A 20096-nucleotide genomic window follows, 5' to 3' on the forward strand; every position below is an offset into this window, starting at 1 on the left:
CATTCGCCCTGCCAGAGGCCTCGATGCTTGGGCGGTTGCGCCTTACCCCCGCTGGGCCTTGCGCTTGCCGACACCACGGTCGTCGACCGCGCCGCGTCGGCGCTTGGGTTCTTTCGCCGCCGCCGCAGACGGCTGTTCGAGATCGGCCAGGATCGGGCAATCGGGACGGTCATCCCCCGAGCAGCATGTCGCCAGCTGCTGGAGTGTCGCTGCCATCTCTTGCATGTCGGCGATCCGCCGTTGCAGATCCTCGATGTGGTCCAGGGCGATACGCTTGACGTCGGCGCTGCGCCGGCGGCGGTTGCGCCAGAGCTGCAACAGGCCATCGATCTCGGCGACGGAGAATCCCAGATCCCTCGCGCGCCGGACGAAGCGCAGCACGTGGACGTCCTTTTCGGTGTAATCCCGGTAGCCTGCGTGCGTGCGGCCAGCCGGTGGAATCAACCCGATCTGCTCGTAGTAGCGGATCATCTTGGCCGATACACCCGAGGCCTTCGCCGCGTCACCGATGTTCACCTCATTCTCCTTTCGGTCCCAAGCCCGCCGCCCCGAAACTCGCCGAAGCGGCGGCACCCCTCGAAGCCGGCAGTTGGCCAGCCGACGCGGCCGTCGTCGGCGGTTGGAATCGCCGTAACCTGAGTGCGTTGCCGAGGACGAAGACGCTCGACAACGCCATGGCGCCTGCGGCGAAGACCGGCGAGAGCAAGACGCCGTACGCCGGATACAGCACACCCGCGGCAACCGGGATCAGGGCCGCGTTGTAGGCGAACGCCCAGAACAGGTTCTGCCGGATGTTGCGGATCGTCCTCTTCGACAGCGCGATGGCGTTGGGCACGCCCTTGAGGCTGCCCGACATCAGCACCACGTCGGCCGCCTCGATCGCGATATCGGTGCCCGTGCCGATGGCGATACCCACCTCGGCCTCCGCCAAGGCCGGCGCGTCGTTGATGCCATCGCCCACGAACACCAGATGGCCATGCAAGGCCCTGAGCCTGCGCACCGACTCCACCTTGCCCTCCGGCAGCACCTCGGCGACCACCTCGTCGATGCCCAGATGGCGGGCGATGGCCTCGGCCGTGCGCCGGTTGTCGCCGGTGATCATGGCCACCTTGAGACCCAACACGTGGAGCGCGGCGATGGCCTCGGGGGTTGTGTCCTTGATCGGATCGGCCACGGCGATGACGGCCGCGAGCTTGCCGCCGATCGCTGCGTAGAGCGGCGATTTGCCCTCGTCGCCCACCCGTTGCGCGTTGCCGGCGAAGGCGGTCACATCCAGCCCCAGCCGGTCCATGTAGCGGTCGGCACCGATCTGGACACCCAATCCGTCCACCTTGGCCTCGACGCCGTACCCGGTCTCGGACCTGAAGCCGGCGACCTCCGGCAAGACCAGGCCTTCGGCTTGGGCGGCCTCCACGATGGCGCGGCCGACCGGGTGTTCCGACATCGCCTCGACGGCCGCGATCCGCGCCAGCACCTGCGCCCGGTCGAAGCCCTCGGCGAGTTCCAGATCGGTGAGCACCGGCCGGCCTTCGGTCAGCGTACCGGTCTTGTCCAGCGCGACGACCTTGGCATCCTTGAGCAACTGCAAGGCCTCGCCCTTGCGGAACAACACGCCCATTTCCGCGCCGCGCCCGGTGCCGACCATGATCGAGGTGGGCGTGGCCAGCCCCATCGCGCAGGGACAGGCGATGATCAGCACGGCGACGGCGTTGACCAGCGCGAACGTCAGCGCCGGTGAGGGGCCGAAGGCGAGCCAGAGCAGGAATGTCAGCAGCGCCACGCCGATCACGGCCGGGACGAACCACGACGTCACCTGGTCGACCAGAGCCTGGATGGGTAGCTTGGAGCCCTGTGCTTCCTCGACCATGCGGATGATCCGGGAGAGCACCGTGGACTCGCCCACTGCGGTCGCGCGGAACGCCAGCGCGCCGTTCTGGTTGACCGTGCCGCCGACCACCGCGCTGCCGGCGGTCTTCGCCACCGGCACCGGCTCGCCCGTGATCATGGACTCATCGACGTAGCTGTCGCCCTCGATCACCTCGCCGTCGACCGGTACACGTTCGCCGGGCCGCACTTCGACGGTATCCCCCGGCGCCACCTCGCCGAGAGCGATCTCGGCCGTCTGCCCGTCACGGCGCACGCGCGCGGTCCGCGCCTGCAACCCGACCAGCCGCTGGATCGCCTGGGAGGCGCGCCCTCTGGCCCGCGCTTCCAGGGACCGGCCGATGAGAATCAGGGTGACGATGACGGCCGCCGCCTCGTAGTAGACGTTGACCGCCTGCGCGGGCAACAGCGCGGGCGTGAAGGTCGCGACCAGCGAGTAGGCGTAAGCGGCCAAGGTGCCGACCGCCACCAGCGAGTTCATGTCCGGCGCCAGGCGCAACAGCGCGGGGAAACCCTGCTGATAGAAGCGCCGGCCTGGCCCGAGGATCACCAGCGTCGTCAGCGCGAACTGGATGATCCAGTTCCACTGCATGCCGATGGTGCGCACGATCAGGTGATGCAGGCCGGGAACGAGGTGCGAGCCCATCTCCAGCGCGACGACCGGCAAGGTCAGCGCAATGGACACGACCACCGCGCGTTTCAGTGCCGCCTGCTCGGCCTCCTTGCGGGCTGCGTCATCGGCCTCGCGCAAGGCCGCCCGGTCGATCGGCCGTGCCGCATACCCTGCGTCGTCGATGGCCTGGATCAGCAGTGGGGAGTCCGCGCCGCCTTCCACGACTGCGCGCTCCGTCGCCAGATTGACGCGCGCCGCCATCACGCCAGGGACGGCGCGCAAGGCGCGCTCCACACGTCCGACACAGGACGCGCAGGTCATGCCCTCGATGGCGAGTTCGGTCTTCCGCACAGCGTTCGTTCGCAGGGAGGCGCTTGGGGCAACGGAATCCATGGTGTTCATCTCGCCGGTGCAATGGTCACTAAACAAGTCTGCGGGTTCCTACGGTGGGAAGGTCAACCCCTGCATGGCCCGCGAAAACCCTTGACCTTCCAACGATGGCAAGGCCCATCCTAACCGTACACAAATCAGCAGGAGGTGCCCCATGCACGCATTTCACATCCAGAACATGACTTGCGGCGGCTGCGTCCGAGGTGTGACGCGCGCCATCCAGTCCGTCGACCCGGATGCCCGGGTTCAGGCTGACGTTCATACCCGACTGGTGCAGGTCGTGTCCGAGCAGCCTAGCGAGATCGTGAAAGCCGCCCTGACCAAGGCGGGCTACCAGGCGATTGGCGTCGATCCCTGACGCGCCGCCCGGCGGAGCGTTCAAGTCCCATTGATCGGCTGCAAGCAGCGAAGGGGCTCTCGCCAGCGCGGTCGTCGCACGACGCTGTGCCTTGAGCGTGTGGGCCGGTTCGCTCAGCCGGGATCATCCGGGTGGTCGGGCGCCGCCGGTCGACGGCGCCGCCACGACCATCCTCGTTCGATCTCGATTTGCAGTGCAACGCTCAGGAAGGTGCGGATCAGCACGATCAGCGCAAGGATCGCCACGCCCTGGAGCGAGGGATCGATGGTGACGGTGCGGATGATGTCCGCGGCCACGAGGAACTCCAGGCCCAAGACGATCGTGCCGCCGAGCTCCTGCCGCAGGGCGTGATAGCGCGCCGTCATCCCGACCTTCGTGTGAAGGAAGGCGAACCGCCCACACGCCAACAGGCTTCCCAGCGTGATGACGCCGACACCGAACAACTCGAATCCAGCCACCGCGATTCCGATGGCGGCATGTGGCAAGTCGACGCTCATCGGCCTGTCCGGTCAATGGTGGTCGTAGATGCCCACCCCGCGAATGTCGTTCCAAGACGTGGTCTGGTGGCAGAGGTAGCATTGCTCGGGCTGCGCATTCCGGACACCCGCAATCGGCTTGGACATCATCGAGAAGTGCTCCTTGTAGTGGCTGAGCGGCGCGAGATGGCACTGGCCGCACTCGGTGGAACTGGGCAAGGGATGCCTGAACCCGGCGATCGACCACGTGCCGGTGCCGTGGCATGTCGCGCAATCGTTTCCGAACACCTGGACGTGAGGGTCCGTGGTCTTGTGGCAGCTCGCGCAGTCCAGCAGCGTCTCCTTGTAGGTCATGCCGCTGGCGAGCGAGACGTTGCCGGGCAGCGCCTCTGGCCTGTGCGCCTTCACGTGCGCGAGCAGCAGCGCGCCCTCGTGGCGCTCCGGAGCACGATCGAGCCATCGCACGATGATGTCGGTCAGCGCCGCATGGTCCATGCCGCGCAGGCTGCGACCGGCGTCATGTTCCTTGTGGCAGGCCACGCAGTTGTTCGTCTCGGCGATGTCGGCATGGAACGCCGTCGGCTGCCGCTGCAGGAGGGCGGTTTCGTTGGCATGGCAGGCAACGCAGGTCGCATCCTGCACCCCCTTGACCGGCGTGTGGCACGCCGCGCAATCCTCCTGCAGGAACGCATGCGCGCTGGACAGTGGGCCAGGCGAGGCCATGCTCTGCCACGTCGCGACGTGCAGCGTCTGCGGCACCGCCTTCCACAGCGCGAGTGCTGCCACCGACGCCAGCACCGCGAGCAGCGCGACGATGATCGTTCCCTTTCGACTCATCTGAACCAGCGCAGCCCGAAGTAGATGCCGGCCCAAATGTGCAGCGCCAGCAGGAGATAGAAGACGATCGAGAACGCGATGTGCGCCGACAGCCAGCCGGTGAACAGCTTGCGCACCCGCTCCTGGAACTGGATTGAGTACTGCAGGTCGCCGGCGCCGGACGCCAGCGGCAGCAGTTCGGCGCCGGCCTTGGCCGTGCCGGCGCCGCCTGCCGGCGCCTGCGCGTAGGCCCAGTACGCCCCATCCAGGAGGCGCCACAGGCCGTCGAGCTGTGTCTTCTTCTCGCGGATGTTCTCGGCGACGTAGCGCAGGTAATGCTGGCCGATGAACCCGGTGAGCACGCTCAGCAGCATCGACGCCGTCAGCGCGATCCCGAGCACGCTCTGGAACTTGTGCCCGCTATGGATGATGGCCAGCAGCGCGCCGATCAGGCCGAAATACACGTGCGCCTGCAGCAATGCGGCGAAGCTGTGCTCGCGGGTGAATGCGCGGCGTAGCGTGGCGCTGCGCTTGACCACGGTGTAGACGAGCGGCACCAGCAAGAACGCGGCGCCCACGACGCCGAACACGCCACCCCACAGGCTACCGGCGAAGAACGGAGCGCGGTGTACCAGGAAGCCCAGCCACAGCACCGCCAGCATCGACACGATGATCGTCGCGGCGATGCGATCGTGCCTGCCCATCTAGGCATCCACCGAGATGTCGGCCGACGCTTTCGCCTGGCAGGCCAGGATCATCCCCGACGAGCGGTCGAGCGGGGTCAGGCTGTCGTCCACCGCCATGGTGACCTCGCCCGAGAGCAGTTTCACCTTGCAGATGCCGCAGTAGCCCTGCCGGCACGCGTACTCGATCGGGACGCCGACTTCTTCGGCGGCCTCGAGGACGGTCTGGCCGGCGATCAGCGGCGCCCTTTTCCCGGATCGCTCGAAGCGGCATGTCACGGCCGCAGCGGTGTCGCCGGCTTGGCCCGGTTCGGGCGTCGCCGGCTTGGGCGGGCTCAGGAACAGCTCGGAGTGTATCGACGCCGGATCGATGCCCAGCTTGCCCAGCTCGTTGCGCACCGCATCCATCATCACCGGCGGACCGCACAGGTGGATGCGGCGCGAGCGGATCTCGGGGATCTGCCCCAGCAGTTCGGCGGTGATGAACCCGCGTGCGCCGGTCCACTCCTCTGATGACTCCTCACTCAACACGATGGACACATGCAGGTTCGGATGCCGACGGGCAAGCTGGTTCAGCTCGTCGTGGAAGATCACGTTCTCCAGGTCCTTGCAGGCGTAGACCAGGTCGATCCGGCCGTTCCAGCTCTGGTCGGTCAGGTAGCGGATCGAGCTCATCAACGGCGTGATGCCGACACCGCCCCCCAAGAGCACGACGCTGTCGGACTCGACGCCGCGGAAGGTGAAGCGGCCGTACGGGCCGGACGCATCGAGCAGATCGCCTTCCTGGACGTGTTCGTGGAGGTATCCGGACACGATGCCGCCGCTTTCGTGCTTGACGGTCAGGTCGCACCAGCCATGGCAGCATGGCGATGAGGCGATCGAATAAGAGCGCTTGACCTGTTTCCCTTCCGAGGGCACGGAGAGCGTGAGGAACTGGCCGGGCTCGAACTCGAAAGGCAGGGCACCTGTCCCCTCGACGGGTGCCAGGCGGAACGTCTTGACCCGGGATGTCTCCGGGAAGATGCGCGCGACCCGCAGCTTGCCGACCCAACTGCCCGTGGTGGACGCAGGCGTGCGCGCCTGCGGGGCGCCTTCGGGCGAAGCAACGGCAGGTGCCTGTACCGCGGGGCCTGGCGATGCGCCGGCACGCGGTGCCGGGGAGGACGCCGGAGACGCCGGTGCTCCCGTGCGCAACGTGGCCAGCACCGCGTTCGTACGCCGGTTGCGGGCGACGTACATCCACGCACCCAGCAAGGCAAAAGCCGACAGCAGCGCCATCGTGAAGTAGTGAAAGCCCGACAGGCCGAAGACCCCGTGCGCCGGGACCGTGGTCAGGGGATCGGTCAGATTCATTTCGCGACGGAACCAGTCCAACGCGATGCCGCGCGGCGCCTGTCCTTCGGCCAGCGCGCGGTAGGCCGACAGGCCGCTGTCAAACTCGCCCCAGGCCACGCGCATCCGATCAGACGCCTCCTGCAAGCCGGCGTAGTCGTTGCGTTGAACCGCATGCGACGCCTCCGACGACAGGGTCGCCAACTGCTGGATGCCTTCGTGCATCCGATGGTGGGCGAGCTGCTCGACGCTGGCACGCCGCTCCGGCGGAAGGTCCGGCAGCGCCATCAGTTGGGGATACAGCAGCTTGTTGAGGCGCCGATCGCGACCGCACTCGTCTCCGCGGCAGCCACGCATCATGTCGTCCATCATGCCGCCCATGGAGCCGCCCATCGACGCACCTGCCGCAGCCGGCATGCCGCCAGCCGCGTCAGGGTGATGCGCGGCATGGTCGTCATCGCCCATGCCTGCGTCAGCCGGGGTTGGGGTGCCCATCGGCATGCCCTGCATCGGGCTGCTGCCTTGCATCGGTGCGCCCCCGACAGCCGGTTGCGGCGCCGCCATGTTTGCGGCTTGGTCAGCGTGATCGTCGTCGCCCATCGGCGCGTCAGCCGACGGCGTGGGTTCCATCGGCATGCCACCCATCGAACTGCTGTCTTGCGCGGCTGTCGTTCCAGCGGCCGCCGTGCTGTTGGTCTTGTTCGGTGGATGAACAGCGTGCGGATCGGCAGTTGTCTGAGCGCCGGCCGCAGCATACGCCAGCGACATCGCCAGCACGGTCAGGGCAACGATTCGCCTCCACCCCATGAAGCTCTCCGTCGACACAGCGGCCGCCTCCTACATATGGCCCATCTTCTTCTTGGCCATGCCGCCGCCCATGCTCGAATCCATCTTCTGCATGGTCGAATCGACTTGCTGCATCTGCCGCTCGCAGTTCTCCATATCCTTCTTCATCTGTTCCATGTGCTGCATCGCGGCGGACATGTCCATGTCATTGTGCGTGGACGTGTCTCCTGCCTTCATCGACATGGCCTGCTGATGCATCTGCATGCTGCCTTCCTGCATCTGGCGGCCCATCGCTTCCATGGCCTTTCCCCGTTCACGCATCATCGTTGCCATCTCCTCCATGTGCGAAGCCATGGCATCGGGCGAGGCAGGCGAATTCTGGGAAGCAGGAGACTGTGGATCTGAAGCATGTGCCGCCGGAGGATGGGGCGCCGCTGGGGCGCTTGTGCTGGCGGGCGGCTGCCCCATGGCGCCTGACTGACCATGATTGTGCTTGTCGTCATCGGCCAGCGCCGAGCCGGCGAGCGTCGCACCAAGCAAACAAACCATCACCAGCGAGGGCCGACGATAATGCCTCATGACAACCTCCGATAAGTTGGCGGCGATCCCCATTCGGGAACCGGCGGATGCGGCGCACCCACAAAAGAAACCGGTCCGCGTCTGCGGCCGGCTTGTTCGCTTCCACCCTACGTACGGCAAGCTGTCGACGGGATGACCCCGCCATTACGATGCTGCAATCGTCTCGTCATTCAACCAAGACCTTTGGATCAAGTGATGCGCGTATTGAATTCGCTCCTCTCGTGGACGCGCTCAGCCGCCCCCGAAGTGACCAGCGCATTGCAGAAATGTAATGAATGGGTCATTCAGATGAAAGAAGGGCTTTCCTAGGCTGGCACCGGGCATACCTCCCCAGCCCATCAGGAGATTTCAATGAAGTCTGTCAAAGCGTCTTGGGTCATGATGTTGTGTGCGATGTTCGCCGTAGCCATTCCGGTCTATGCGCAGCAGCCCACCGAAGAACCGGTCATAACGCTCCTGAACGATATCGCGGACAAGCCGGAGAACCATCTGGCCATCGCCGCGTATTACCGCACGCTGGCCCGCGAAGCCCTGGCAGAAGCCGAAACGCACAAGACGATGCGCAACACGTATCGCCATAATCATCAAGCCTTCAAGAGTGGGACGGCCACGGACCAAACTCTGGCCAGACACTGCGATAAGCTGGTCAAGTTGAAGGAAGAAGCCGCTACGGAATACGAGGAGCTTGCAAAGCTCCACGAAGCCGAGGCGGCAGCGAGGTAAATGGCAGACTGCAAGCTTCCATTACCCCGCTCTCCTCTGAATTGATTGGAGCGGGGAATTTTTGGGGTATCCGGATTTTAGTGTGGGAAGACCGCACTAGCCCTTCTTGTCTGACAGCTCTCGTTCGGTAGGTTTCTGGTATCGCAAGGCTTACGCGCTTTTAGCCTTCAGTGTGGGCTTTGTCTGGCGCATGTCGGTGCAAGGAAACAATCAGTGGCAGGTCACCTTGCCCCCGGCTCGAACTGGGGTTTGAGGCGCAGTGGAACGGAAAACCGGGTTAAGCCACGCGCCTAGCTCCCGTGCAGAGAATCGATCAGCGGGCACGACACAGTGCCTCGCTGCGCATGGCACTCGTTGACCAACCGTGACAGCACCGCTTCGATTCGCGTCAGGTCCGCCATCTTGGTGCGCACGTCGGTGAGCTGGAGCGCAGCCAGCTCGGCGGCTTCGCTGCAGTGAGTGCCGTCCTCAAGCTGTAGGAGTTGGCCGACTTCGTCCAGGTTGAACCCCAGCCGCTGGGCGGATTTCACGAAACGCACCCGCGCCACGTCCGCCGATCCGTAGCGGCGAATACTGCCGACGGGCCGACCTGGTTCTGGCAATAACCCCTTGCGCTGATAGAACCGGATGGTCTCCACGTTGACCCCAGCGGCCTTGGCGAAAGCCCCGATGGTCAGTGTTTGCGGATCGTTCACCATCGCGCTTGACTCCGTACTTGACTACGGAAGTAACCTTAGCGCATCACGCAACGTCTCGGAAGGAGATCCCTCACATGGCAGACCCCAGCAACGGCCGCGGTGCACTGGCCGCCGGTGGCCTCGCCGCCATCCTCGCCTCGACCTGCTGCCTCGGTCCGCTGGTGCTGATCACGCTGGGTTTCTCCGGCGCCTGGATCGGCAACTTGACCGCGCTGGAACCGTACCGGCCGATCTTCATTGGCGTGGCGCTCGTGGCGCTGTTCTTCGCGTGGCGTCGCATCTTCCGGCCGGCTCGCGCCTGCGCGCCGGACGACGCATGCGCCGTGCCCCAGGTGCGGACGGCCTACAAGGTGATCTTCTGGATCGTCACCGCCCTGGTGCTGATCGCGCTCGTGTTCCCCTACCTCATGCCCCTGTTCTACTGAAAGGAGATTGCCATGAAGAAACTCGTCGCATTGCTCGCTCTGACCGTTGCCCTCAGCGCTCCCGCCTGGGCCGCCACCAAAACCGTCACGCTGTCGGTGCCGAGCATGACCTGCGCCACCTGTCCGATCACGGTCAAGAAGGCGCTGACCAAGGTCGAAGGCGTCATCGAGGCCAAGGTGACCTGGGAGCCCAAGGAGGCGGTGGTAACCTACGACGATGCCAAGACCACTCCGGCCGCGTTGACCAAAGCCACCGAGAACGCCGGCTACCCGTCTACCGTCAAGAAGTGAGCACACGCTCATGACCGAGGCGATCACGCTGCACATCGATGGCATGACCTGCGGGTCGTGCGCCGAGCACGTCAAGCAGACCTTGGAAAAGGTGCCCGGCGTGCGTTCGGCCTCAGTGTCCTACCCACAGCGCCGGGCCGCGATTGAGGCCAGCGTAGGTACCGCCGCGGACGTGACCTCGCTGGTCGCGGCGGTATCCGCACTCGGTTACCGAGCGCAGCTTGCCGATGCGCCGGGGCAACCCAGCGACCTGCTGAACAATGCACAAGAGCGGCTGGGCGGCGAACCAAAGCGCGAGGACGATGAGGCTGCACTGCACGTGGCCGTGATCGGCAGCGGCGGCGCGGCGATGGCGGCGGCGTTGAAGGCCGTCGAGCAAGGGGCGCGTGTGACGCTGATCGAGCGCAGCACTCTCGGCGGCACCTGCGTCAACGTCGGATGTGTGCCGTCCAAGATCATGATCCGCGCTGCCCACATTGCGCATCTGCGTCGCGAGAGTCCGTTCGATGACGGCATTGCCGCCGCCTCGCCGAAGATTCTGCGTAAGCGCTTGCTGGCTCAGCAGCAGGGGCGCGTCGATGAACTGCGCCACGCCAAGTACGAAGGCATCCTGACGAGCACCCCGACCATCACCGTGCTGCGCGGCGATGCCCGATTCAAGGATGCGCACACGCTGACCGTGGCAACCGCTGACGACGGGATGCGCGAGGTGAGTTTCGACCGCTGCCTCATCGCCACCGGGGCCAGTCCGGCGATTCCACCGATCCCGGGCTTGAAAGACACGCCCTTCTGGACGTCGACCGAAGCGCTGGCCAGCGACACGATCCCCGATCGGCTGGCCGTGATCGGCTCGTCGGTGGTGGCCGTCGAACTCGCGCAGGCCTTTGCCCGGCTGGGCAGCAAGGTGACCATGCTGGCGCGCAGCACACTGTTCTTTCGCGAAGACCCCGCCATTGGCGAGGCCATCACGGCCGTGTTCCGCGCCGAAGGCATCGAAGTGCTGGACCACACCCAGGCCAGCCAGGTCGCCTATGAGGATGGGGAATTCGTGCTCACCACCGAACGCGGCGAACTGCATGCCGACCGGCTGTTGTTCGCCACCGGCCGCACCCCAAACACCCGCACGCTCAACCTCGACGCGGCCGGTGTGGTGGTCAATGCGCAAGGCGCCATCACCATCGACCACGCGATGCGCACTACCGTGCCGCACATCTATGCCGCCGGCGACTGCACTGACCAGCCGCAGTTCGTCTACGTCGCGGCGGCGGCCGGCACCCGCGCTGCAATCAACATGACGGGTGGCAACGCGACGCTGGATCTGACGGCGATGCCGGCGGTGGTGTTCACCGACCCGCAGGTCGCCACCGTGGGCTACAGCGAAGCCGAAGCGCACCACGACGGTATCGAGACCGACAGCCGCACGCTGACGCTCGACAACGTGCCCCGGGCGCTGGTCAACTTCGACACGCGCGGTTTCATCAAGCTGGTTTCGGAGGCCGGTTCGGGACGACTGATCGGCGTGCAAGCGGTAGCCCCGGAAGCAGGCGAGCTGATCCAAACCGCAGTACTGGCGATTCGCAACCGCATGACGGTGCGAGAGTTGGCCGACCAGTTATTCCCCTACCTGACGATGGTCGAGGGGCTGAAACTCGCGGCACAAACCTTCACCAAGGACGTAAAGCAACTGTCCTGTTGCGCGGGGTAGTGGCTGGGCCTCTTACCTATGCTTCATCGGCTGAATCACAAATTCAGGCTGAAGCGCCGCCTCTTGCACAATGGGCTGAGGACTATTCGAAATACCCCTCTTCGAGTAGCCGCGCCAGCGTCGGGAGATAGGGGCCGTACTCGACCACGCGCGTGATCTTCTTCTTGCGCGTTGCCGCCGTGGTCATCCGCTGGAACACGAAGTCCGTGGTCATTGGGTCGTCGTCATCGACCAACACGGTTTCGATAACCGAGCCATCCTTGCGCGCCTTCTTGTCGTAGAGCATGCGCGCCCGAAGCACCTCGAAGCTGTAACCCCTGCCCATGCGGTTCATGTCTTTGGCCACTCGGTTGACTGACTCAGTATAGGCATTGGTAATCGGCTGCTCGAAGTAGGCGAAGATTTCGTCGTGCCAGTTGTGCACGGCGGTGGTCAGGTCCTTGAACGTGGCCGCCAATTCGGTCGGAATATTGGCCTGCCACTTCGCGCAGGCGGCTTCTGCTGCTGGGCGGGTCTTCTGATCCCAGATCGACAGAAATCCTTCCTTGAGCGCGTGGGCTTCGCTTAGGAGCGGGAACTGTTGGAACCATTCCCGCATCCGGTCCATATCTCTCCCTGTCAGGTCGTGCTGCCGCTTGAGCAGCAGGAACCGCTCGTCCTTGAGTTTGAGGCGCTGCCGGGTGGACAAATCCTTGCGAATGCGCTTGCGCAGCTTCTCCAGCGCGTCGTTCGCCATGCGCTGGATATGGAATCGATCGACCACGATCCGGGCCTGTGGCAGCGTGGCGCGCACCACCTGCCGATATACGTGGTACATGTCCATCGCCACCCACTCGACCGAGTCCTTGTCCCGCAGGTCGCGGAAATAGGGCATCAACTCGGCTTTGGCCCGGCTGGGGCGGATATCGAACACGGTCTTGCGCTCGACGTTGGTGATCATGGCCCGGTACTGGCCGATGATCTTGAGCTCGTCGATACCCAGCACCCGCGGCGTCCGGAACTGGGTCTTGGCCTCGACCTCCTCGATGAAATCGTCGAAGACGTGGCGGACCGTCTTTTCGTCCACGGCTACTTCCCGGGCAAGGGCCGCAAAGGTCTTGGAGAAGGACTGGTCGCGGATATAACGCACCAGACGCGCCGTGGCTTGGCGTTTTCCATCAAGGTCCGCCACAGGCTCAAACAAGGTCTTGGTGCAGCTTGTACAGCGATAGCGACGGCGCTGGATGAAGATCACGACGGGTTTGCCGTGCGTCGGTGTGTCCTGAAACGACTGTTCCTGTGAGCCGTGACCATGCAGGCGTCCGGTCTTGCACAGCGGGCAGGTCACCCACTGATTGACGCCTTCGGCCTTGACGACGTAACTGTCCTCGCTGGTCAGGATTTCAAGCGTCTTCAGGCTTCGCAGCTGGAGAAAGTCCGTCACTCAGCACCTTGGGCGAACCCACACTGAAATCCGACTTTTACTCTAGCACATCCGCTCAGCCGTCCAACACCAAAATCCATTCTTTGAAAGTGATAGCTACAAAGACCCAAGGAGCCAGAACCCACACCAGATTCCGGATACCCAATTTTTACAGCGCGAGGCGACTAGTCAGGACCAATGGTGTTAGATCCGGAGCCAGGCAGGCCGCGGAGGCCATTCGGATACCGCTATTTGTGCAGCTTGCCTTACGCTGGAACCTTGCTGCGGCTTGATCTTGATCAATGCCAGTCGGCCCCAAGAGGGCTAGACTGGCCATCATGAGAGCTGGCACGTCCCCTACCCTGATCCGCCCAGCGTCCGCAGGCGCTGCTTCGGGCGTGCGTGAGCTGTCATGGTGAAGCTGCTCAGGCGATGGCGGCGTTCCCGCCCTCGTGCCCGACTGGCATGGCTGGGACTGTGGGCGCTGCTGTTGCAGCAGCTGGCGCTGGTGGCCTACGCCTGTCCGCTGGAATCGGTGGAAGCTGGACAAGCGACCCTGATGGTCGGTTGCGAAGAGATGCCCGCGCCGGATCCCGATGCTCCGGCGTTGTGCGACCAGCATTGCCTGCGCGATCACATCACCACGGCCGATGCGAAGGCCCCTCAAGTGCCTTACCAGCCGGCGCTGGTCGCCTTCGCGCTGGCGCAGGCTCTGTTGCCACCGGTACACGCGCAGTTCTATCGGGATGTTCCGGTGTGCGTGTCCGATCCGCCTCCCCTGCAGCGCTTCTGTAGCCTGCTGATTTAAGCCCCCTCCTGGATTGACCCGTGCTCGTGCTGCATGCATTGCAGCGCGCTCGTTGTCGTTTGTCCGGAGGTCTTATGGAGATGTCTTTCTTCTTGCATGCAAGGCGCAGGATGGCGTGTGGATTCGTGTTTGCCCTGGCGCTCAGTGGTCCTGTGGTGGCAGCACCGCCCGCTATCCCGATCAGCTACACAGAAGCCCTACAACGGGCGCTTGCCAACGCCCCTACCCTGCAGGTGCGCCGATCCCAGATCGATGCCAGTACTGAAGAAGCCGCGCGTGCTGGCGCGCTGCCCGACCCACGTTTGATCGTGGGGCTGGCGAACTGGCCCGTCAGCGGACCCGATGCCTTCAGCCTGCGCGCCGATGAGATGACCACCCAGCAGGTCGGTCTGATGCAGGAGTTTCCTGCGCGTGCGAAACGACGTGCCGAGCAAGCGCTGGCTCAAGCGACGCTGGCGCAAGCGCGCTCACTGTCGTTGGCCGAACAACAGATGGTGGCCCAAGCAGCTGCGCAGGCCTGGATCGAGCTGTGGAGTACCCAGCAGGCCGTAGATGCGTTGGAGGGTTTGCGCGAGCCGGCGCGCATCGCCGAGCGTGCGGCGCGTGCGCGCTTGGCAGGCGGCACGGCAGGGGCCAGCGACGTGCTTGCCGCCCAGGCCGCGCTACTGCAGTTGGACGATCGCCTCGAACAGATACATGCGGAGCACGCCGCGGCACAGGCCGGTCTGGCGCGATGGTTGGGTATCTCACCTGAAACGGTACTGGCCAGCGGTCCGGCCCCGGATTTTTCGCAGTTGCCATTGGAGCCCACCCAACTGCTGGCCAAGCTGGACCAACACGCGCCGCTACTGGCCTGGGAGGCACGCCAGGACGTTGCCCAGGCCCAGGTGGATGCGGCGGTGGCCCAGACCCGTCCGGATTGGAGTGTAGAACTCACCTACGGACGTCGCGAGCGCGCACCCGACGGCATGGCGCGCAGCGACATGCTCATGGTGGAAGTGGGCGTGGGCCTGCCGCTGTTCCAGAAGAACCGCCAAGCACGAGGCATCGCGGCACGACGGGCCGAGCTGGAGGCGGTGTCCGCAGAGCGCGATGAGGCCCGGCGCATCCAAGCCGAGTCGGTACACCGCGCGATGGCGCGATGGCGCGGATTAACCGGCCAGTTAGAGCGTCAGAACACGCAGAGCCTGCCTTTGGCGCGCGATCGCGCACGCACGGCGTTGGCTGCCTACGGCGCCGGTGCCGACCTGCAGCCGTGGCTGGAAGCGCGGCGCGATGAGATCGAACTGCAACTGGAGAACGCCCGCCTGCTGGGCGAACAGGGCCGTGCCTGGGCGGCACTGGCCTATCTGCTGCCCCATGAGGAGAACACGCCATGAGCCCGACCAAAACGCGTCTCACACAGCTCGCCGTGGCCCTCGGGTTGCTCGCGCTCGGCTTTGCCGGCGGCTATGCCTGGATGACTCGAACCTCTGATACCACCCCACCCATCGGCAAGAGCGGCGCAGATCAAGCACGCAAGGTGCTGTACTGGTACGACCCCATGGCGCCGGAGCAGCGATTCGACAAGCCGGGCAAATCTCCGTTCATGGATATGGAGTTGCTGCCCAAATACGCAGATGAGGCCATGGGGGGCGGAACGCAGATCGATCCGCGCCTGCAGCAGAACGTGGGCATACGCACTCAAGAAGTGGCGGTAGAGTCACTAGGAAGTGCCGTACGCGTGCCGGGCACGCTGACGTGGGATCTGACCCAGGAAACCGTGGTCAGTGCGCGCATGGAAGGCTTGATCACCCACGTGCAGGTAAAGGCGCCGTTTACCGAGGTTCGTCGTGGTCAAGCGCTGGCCACAGTGCAGGCCCCGGCATGGAACGCCGCCATCGCCGAAGCCCATGCGCTGAGCCAAGCTCAGTCCGCGAGCGCGCGTGAGCTACAGGGCGCCGCGCAACAACGTTTGCGTTCGTTGGGCGTTCCTTCTGGCGCCTCGGTCAGAAGTGGCGTCGTGCTTGGCGCAGACCACAATGGTGTCGTGACCGAGATCCTTGCACGCGAGGGGCAGACGGTGATGCCCGGTACGCCACTTTTCAAGATCAATGGGCTGGACACGCTGTGGCTGGAGGCCTCGGTGCCCCAGGCGGCGCTGGGCACCTTGCGACCGGGGACCTCAGTGCAGGCCACGGTCAGTGCATGGCCGGCAGAGCGCTTTGCCGGACAGATCCAGGCGTTGCTTCCCCAGGTCGACATGGCCAGTCGCACGCAGCGGGCGCGAATTGTGCTGCGCAACCCGCAGCGTCGGCTGGTGCCGGGCATGTTCGCCGAGGTGCTGGTGCAGCCCGATGCCGAGCAGCCCCTGCCGGTCGTCCCCACGGAGGCGCTGATTGCCACCGGGCGGGACAGCCGGGTCATCGTGCAGGATCCGGACGGGAGCTTCCGGCCAGTACGGGTGAGTGCTGGACGTAGCGTGCAAGGGCGCACGCAGATCGTGGCCGGCTTGGTCGGTGGTGAACGCGTGGTGGTCTCCGGTCAGTTCCTGCTCGACTCTGAAGCCAGTCTCTCCGGTGCGTTGGAGCGCCTGGGCGCTACGCAGCCAACCGGCCCTACCAGCGCATCAGGTGTAAACGAGCGCCATGACGCCGGGCACGAGGCACGCACGGTTGTGCCGTCACCGTCCAGACAGCCTGCGCCTGTCGCGCCAGAGACCTCCCCCTCCACGCCGCCGCGCTGCCCGGTGCAGTACTGGTATGACCCGATGGTGCCGGAGAAGCATTTCGACAAGCCGGGCAAGTCACCGTTCATGGATATGCAACTGGTACCCAAGTTCGGCCCCGCCGCAGCCGCTGATTGCCAGGCAAGCGAGGTCATGTCCGAAGCGATGGAGGGCACGCCATGATCGCGCGTCTGATCCATGCTTGCATCGCCAATCGTGTGCTGGTGCTGGTTGCCGCTGCGCTGCTGGCGGTGGTCGGCATCTGGTCGGTAAAGAACACGCCGCTGGATGCGCTGCCGGACCTGTCGGATACCCAAGTCATCATCCGCACGCAATGGGCGGGGCAAACCCCGCGCATCATCGAAGACCAGGTCACCTACCCGCTGGCCACCACAATGTTGTCCGTGCCCGGTGTGAAGGCGGTACGCGGCTTTTCCTTCTTCGGTGATTCCTTCGTCTACATCCTGTTTGACGATGCCACTGATCTGTACTGGGCTCGCTCTCGGGTATTGGAGTACTTGAGCCAGGTGCGCGATCGACTTCCGCCTAACGTGAATCCAGCGCTGGGTCCTGATGCGACCGGACTGGGCTGGATCTACCAGTACGCCCTGGTGGATAGGACCGGTCAACGCGATGTGGGGCAACTGCGTGCGTTGCAGGACTGGTTTCTTCGCTATGAGCTCAAGACTGTGCCGGACGTGGCTGAAGTAGCCAGTGTGGGCGGTGCGGTGCGCGCCTGGCAGATCCAGCCCGATCCGCAGGCGTTGGCGGCCCGTGGACTGACGGTGGCCGAGCTCATCGAGGCGGTGGATGCGGCCAACGGCGCTACCGGTGGCTCGGTGATCGAACAAGGCGAAGCCGAACTGATGGTGCGCAGCGAAGGCTACCTGCGCACACAGGAGGCGTTCGAACAGGTGCCGGTGACCGGCAACGATGGCATCCCCGTCTTGCTTGGCGAGGTGGCCACGATCAGTCGCGGCCCGACCTTCCGTCGTGGTATCGCAGAGTTGGATGGTCAAGGTGAGGTGGCCGGCGGCGTGATCGTCCTGCGCACCGGTAAGGATGCCTTGGGGGCCATCCGGAACGTCAAAGCGCGACTACAGGCGTTGCAATCCAGCTTGCCCGAGGGCGTGGAAGTGGTCCCGGTATACGACCGCTCCGAGCTGATCCAGGATGCAGTGCGCAACCTCACCCATAAGCTTGGCGAGGAGTTCCTGGTCGTAGCGATGGTATGCCTGCTGTTCCTGTGGCATTTACGCTCGGCGCTGGTGGCCGTCATCACCCTGCCCTTGGGCATCCTGGCGGCCTTCATCGTGATGCACGCCCAGGGGATATCCGCCAACTTGCTATCGCTAGGTGGCATCGCCATCGCCATTGGTGCGATGGTCGATGCAGCGGTGGTGATGATCGAAAATGCACACAAGCACCTGGAGCACTGGCGCGAAGCGCACGGCCGGGAACCCCAAGGTGAGGAGCGCTGGCAGTTGATGGCCCGCTCGGCTGCCGAGGTCGGACCGGCCCTGTTCGCCAGCTTGCTGGTCATCACCCTATCCTTCGTGCCGGTCTTTGCCCTGCAGGCGCAGGAAGGGCGATTGTTCTCGCCCCTGGCCTACACCAAGACCTACGCGATGGCCGCCGCAGCAGGCCTGTCGGTGACCTTGATCCCCGTCTTGATGGGCTACCTGATCCGCGGCCGCATTCGCCCGGAACAGCAGAACCCCATCAATCGCATCCTGATCGCCGGCTACCGGCCCATCCTGCTGTGGGTCCTCAAACATCCCGGTGTCACCTTGCTGCTCAGCGGCCTGCTGCTGGTGCTCACCTTGATCCCCTTCAGCCGGCTGGGCAGTGAGTTCATGCCGCCCTTGGAAGAAGGCAGCCTGTTGTACATGCCCACAGCGCTGCCAGGCCTGTCAGCCGACAAGGCGCGCCAGTTGCTTCAGCTCTCGGGCCGGATGATCAAAACCGTACCGGAGGTCGAGCACGTGTTCGGCAAGGCGGGCCGTGCCGAAAGTGCGACCGATCCGGCACCTATCGAAATGTTTGAGACCACCGTGACCTTCAAGCCGCGGGATCAATGGCGCCCGGGCATGACCCCTCAGAAGCTACGCCAGGAATTGGATGCCGCGGTCAAGATTCCCGGTCTGACCAATCTATGGGTACCGCCCATTCGCAATCGCATCGATATGTTGGCCACCGGCATTAAGAGCCCGATTGGGATCAAGGTCTCCGGACCGGATGTGGAGCAGATCGAGCGCCTGAGCCAGCAGATCGAGCAGGTCGCCAAGACTGTGCCCGGCGTGAGTTCGGCACTGGCCGAACGCGTCACCGGCGGGCGCTATGTCGATGTACAGGTGCGCCCGGAGATCGCTGCACGTTATGGATTCACTCAAGGCCAACTCCAGCAACTGATTGCCACGGTCGTTGGCGGTGATCCAATCGGGGAAACGATCGAGGGGCGCGAGCGCTATCCCATCGTCTTACGCTACCCCCGTGGCCAGCGTGACTCGTTGCAGGCCTTGCAGGATCTGCCGCTGATCGCGCCAGGCGGTGTGCAACTGACCTTGAGCCAGGTGGCGGAGCTGTCGGTCAGCCCAGGCCCGCCGATGCTCAAGAGCGATAACGGCCGGTTGGTGGGCTATATCTACGTGGATGTGGCCGATCGCGACTTGGGATCGGTGGTCGAGGACCTGCAAGCCGCAGTGCAGTCCCAGGTGAGCCTGCCCGCCGGCTATGGGGTGGCCTGGTCAGGGCAGTACGAGTACCTGCAACGGGCATTGGCACGCCTGCAGTGGGTGGTGCCCGCGGCGTTGGCGATCATCTTCCTGGTCATTTGGATGGTGTTCCGCCGGCTCAGCGATGTATCCATCATCCTGCTCAGCTTGCCCTTGGCATTGGTGGGTGGTTTCTGGTTGATCTGGGGGCTGGGCCATGCGATTTCGGTAGCCAGCATGATCGGATTCATCGCCCTGGGCGGCGTCGCGGCTGAGTTCGGCGTCATCATGCTGCTGTACTTACGTCATGCCTGGGAGCAGCGCTTGGCCAGCGGTGCGCCGGAAGATGTCGCTACCCTGCAAGAGGCCATCTACGAAGGTGCCGTGCAGCGCGTACGCCCCAAGGCGATGACGGTAGCCGTCATCCTGGCCGGCTTGTTTCCGCTGTTCATCGGTGCCGGTGCCGGCTCGGAGGTCATGCAACGTATCGCCGCGCCGATGCTGGGTGGCATGCTCACCGCACCGGTACTCTCCATGGTGGTGATTCCCGCAGCGTTCTATCTGGTGCGGCGACGTGGATTGCGCGCGGCGCGGGGCGACCAATGAGAGACAGACTGAGCACTTGAGGTGCGTCTCCACAAAAAGACGCCAGTCATGGAAGAAGTCATGACTGGCGTCAAAGGGGAGAGTACCGCCTACGTGCTTA

18 protein-coding genes are annotated in these 20096 nt (G+C 64.7%); 9 read left to right on the top strand and 9 right to left on the bottom strand.

The genetic code is table 11. The features are described from left to right. Positions 1–42 precede the first annotated feature (42 nt). Together cueR and OY559_RS10135 are read right to left on the bottom strand one after the other, a co-directional pair. Positions 43–516, bottom strand: a complete 474-nt coding sequence (gene cueR / locus OY559_RS10130; RefSeq protein ID WP_054665540.1) for a Cu(I)-responsive transcriptional regulator — start codon at positions 514–516, stop codon at positions 43–45. A gap of 1 nt (position 517) precedes the next feature. Then, complete coding sequence (locus OY559_RS10135) at positions 518–2890, bottom strand: heavy metal translocating P-type ATPase (RefSeq protein ID WP_277729975.1); 2373 nt, start codon at positions 2888–2890, stop codon at positions 518–520. Positions 2891–3041: 151 nt separating this feature from the next. On the opposite strand from OY559_RS10135, the gene OY559_RS10140 reads away from it, so the two are divergent. Beyond that, a complete protein-coding gene (locus tag OY559_RS10140) occupies positions 3042–3245 on the top strand; it encodes a heavy-metal-associated domain-containing protein (RefSeq protein WP_277726195.1) in 204 nt (67 codons plus the stop codon). 113 nt (positions 3246–3358) lie between these two features. Here the strand turns inward: OY559_RS10140 and OY559_RS10145 are convergent, their stop codons facing one another. From OY559_RS10145 to OY559_RS10165, 5 genes are read right to left on the bottom strand one after another with little or no spacing between them, the layout of a single operon-like run. Further along, positions 3359–3742 (bottom strand): DUF1622 domain-containing protein, encoded by a 384-nt coding sequence (locus OY559_RS10145; protein WP_054665533.1) that lies wholly within the window; start codon positions 3740–3742, stop codon positions 3359–3361. Between the two features lie 12 nt (positions 3743–3754). Next, complete coding sequence (locus OY559_RS10150) at positions 3755–4558, bottom strand: multiheme c-type cytochrome (protein WP_054665529.1); 804 nt, start codon at positions 4556–4558, stop codon at positions 3755–3757. Beyond that, positions 4555–5241 (bottom strand): hypothetical protein, encoded by a 687-nt coding sequence (locus OY559_RS10155; protein ID WP_054665526.1) that lies wholly within the window; start codon positions 5239–5241, stop codon positions 4555–4557. The genes OY559_RS10150 and OY559_RS10155 overlap by 4 nt, the downstream gene beginning before the upstream one ends. Beyond that, positions 5242–7359, bottom strand: coding sequence for a 2Fe-2S iron-sulfur cluster-binding protein (locus OY559_RS10160; RefSeq protein ID WP_277726196.1), 2118 nt, complete (start codon positions 7357–7359; stop codon positions 5242–5244). Positions 7360–7389: 30 nt separating this feature from the next. Then, on the bottom strand, positions 7390–7917 hold the full coding sequence (locus OY559_RS10165; protein ID WP_277726197.1) for a hypothetical protein: 528 nt from the start codon (positions 7915–7917) through the stop codon (positions 7390–7392). A 351-nt stretch (positions 7918–8268) separates the two neighbouring features. Here OY559_RS10165 and OY559_RS10170 point away from each other — a divergent pair, with 351 nt between their 5' ends. Then, entirely contained in the window at positions 8269–8640 is a 372-nt protein-coding gene (locus OY559_RS10170; protein ID WP_056878756.1) for a hypothetical protein, read from the top strand. A gap of 290 nt (positions 8641–8930) precedes the next feature. Here OY559_RS10170 and merR read toward each other — a convergent pair whose 3' ends face one another. Further along, complete coding sequence (gene merR / locus OY559_RS10175) at positions 8931–9338, bottom strand: mercury resistance transcriptional regulator MerR (protein ID WP_012480188.1); 408 nt, start codon at positions 9336–9338, stop codon at positions 8931–8933. A 74-nt stretch (positions 9339–9412) separates the two neighbouring features. Between merR and merT the strand changes: the two genes are divergently transcribed. Genes merT through merA form a run of 3 tightly spaced genes read left to right on the top strand, consistent with a single transcriptional unit; the run spans position 9413 to position 11759 of the window. Next, on the top strand, positions 9413–9763 hold the full coding sequence (merT, locus tag OY559_RS10180) for a mercuric ion transporter MerT (protein WP_019183730.1): 351 nt from the start codon (positions 9413–9415) through the stop codon (positions 9761–9763). 12 nt (positions 9764–9775) lie between these two features. After that, positions 9776–10054, top strand: a complete 279-nt coding sequence (gene merP / locus OY559_RS10185) for a mercury resistance system periplasmic binding protein MerP (RefSeq protein ID WP_012480190.1) — start codon at positions 9776–9778, stop codon at positions 10052–10054. A gap of 10 nt (positions 10055–10064) precedes the next feature. Further along, the gene (gene merA, locus OY559_RS10190; RefSeq protein ID WP_277726198.1) at positions 10065–11759 is read left to right on the top strand and encodes a mercury(II) reductase; all 1695 of its coding nucleotides are present in this window, start codon (positions 10065–10067) and stop codon (positions 11757–11759) included. 82 nt (positions 11760–11841) lie between these two features. Here the strand turns inward: merA and OY559_RS10195 are convergent, their stop codons facing one another. Further along, entirely contained in the window at positions 11842–13182 is a 1341-nt protein-coding gene (locus tag OY559_RS10195) for an ISL3-like element ISStma11 family transposase (protein WP_019183731.1), read from the bottom strand. A 391-nt stretch (positions 13183–13573) separates the two neighbouring features. Here OY559_RS10195 and OY559_RS10200 point away from each other — a divergent pair, with 391 nt between their 5' ends. Genes OY559_RS10200 through OY559_RS10220 form a run of 4 tightly spaced genes read left to right on the top strand, consistent with a single transcriptional unit; the run spans position 13574 to position 19996 of the window. After that, positions 13574–13969 carry a hypothetical protein gene (locus OY559_RS10200; RefSeq protein ID WP_277726199.1) on the top strand — a complete coding sequence of 132 codons (396 nt, stop codon included), beginning with the start codon at positions 13574–13576 and terminating at the stop codon, positions 13967–13969. Between the two features lie 20 nt (positions 13970–13989). Next, entirely contained in the window at positions 13990–15348 is a 1359-nt protein-coding gene (locus OY559_RS10205) for a TolC family protein (RefSeq protein ID WP_277726200.1), read from the top strand. Further along, complete coding sequence (locus OY559_RS19750) at positions 15345–16859, top strand: efflux RND transporter periplasmic adaptor subunit (RefSeq protein ID WP_343228714.1); 1515 nt, start codon at positions 15345–15347, stop codon at positions 16857–16859. The genes OY559_RS10205 and OY559_RS19750 overlap by 4 nt, the downstream gene beginning before the upstream one ends. Beyond that, positions 16856–19996 carry an efflux RND transporter permease subunit gene (locus OY559_RS10220; protein ID WP_277726201.1) on the top strand — a complete coding sequence of 1047 codons (3141 nt, stop codon included), beginning with the start codon at positions 16856–16858 and terminating at the stop codon, positions 19994–19996. The genes OY559_RS19750 and OY559_RS10220 overlap by 4 nt, the downstream gene beginning before the upstream one ends. Positions 19997–20096: the final 100 nt, after the last annotated feature.

It is taken from the genome of Pseudoxanthomonas sp. SE1 (assembly GCF_029542205.1).
In the GTDB taxonomy this organism is placed as follows: domain Bacteria; phylum Pseudomonadota; class Gammaproteobacteria; order Xanthomonadales; family Xanthomonadaceae; genus Pseudoxanthomonas_A.

Coding starts and splice junctions, on each gene's coding strand:
- OY559_RS10150 (WP_054665529.1), bottom strand. CDS start 4,558: ATGAGTCGAAAGGGAACGATCATCGTCGCGCTGCTCGCGGTGCTGGCG.
- OY559_RS10160 (WP_277726196.1), bottom strand. CDS start 7,359: ATGGGGTGGAGGCGAATCGTTGCCCTGACCGTGCTGGCGATGTCGCTG.
- OY559_RS10135 (WP_277729975.1), bottom strand. CDS start 2,890: ATGGATTCCGTTGCCCCAAGCGCCTCCCTGCGAACGAACGCTGTGCGG.
- OY559_RS10165 (WP_277726197.1), bottom strand. CDS start 7,917: ATGAGGCATTATCGTCGGCCCTCGCTGGTGATGGTTTGTTTGCTTGGT.
- merT (WP_019183730.1), top strand. CDS start 9,413: ATGGCAGACCCCAGCAACGGCCGCGGTGCACTGGCCGCCGGTGGCCTC.
- merP (WP_012480190.1), top strand. CDS start 9,776: ATGAAGAAACTCGTCGCATTGCTCGCTCTGACCGTTGCCCTCAGCGCT.
- merR (WP_012480188.1), bottom strand. CDS start 9,338: ATGGTGAACGATCCGCAAACACTGACCATCGGGGCTTTCGCCAAGGCC.
- OY559_RS10140 (WP_277726195.1), top strand. CDS start 3,042: ATGCACGCATTTCACATCCAGAACATGACTTGCGGCGGCTGCGTCCGA.
- OY559_RS10170 (WP_056878756.1), top strand. CDS start 8,269: ATGAAGTCTGTCAAAGCGTCTTGGGTCATGATGTTGTGTGCGATGTTC.
- OY559_RS10220 (WP_277726201.1), top strand. CDS start 16,856: ATGATCGCGCGTCTGATCCATGCTTGCATCGCCAATCGTGTGCTGGTG.
- merA (WP_277726198.1), top strand. CDS start 10,065: ATGACCGAGGCGATCACGCTGCACATCGATGGCATGACCTGCGGGTCG.
- OY559_RS19750 (WP_343228714.1), top strand. CDS start 15,345: ATGAGCCCGACCAAAACGCGTCTCACACAGCTCGCCGTGGCCCTCGGG.
- OY559_RS10155 (WP_054665526.1), bottom strand. CDS start 5,241: ATGGGCAGGCACGATCGCATCGCCGCGACGATCATCGTGTCGATGCTG.
- OY559_RS10200 (WP_277726199.1), top strand. CDS start 13,574: ATGGTGAAGCTGCTCAGGCGATGGCGGCGTTCCCGCCCTCGTGCCCGA.
- OY559_RS10145 (WP_054665533.1), bottom strand. CDS start 3,742: ATGAGCGTCGACTTGCCACATGCCGCCATCGGAATCGCGGTGGCTGGA.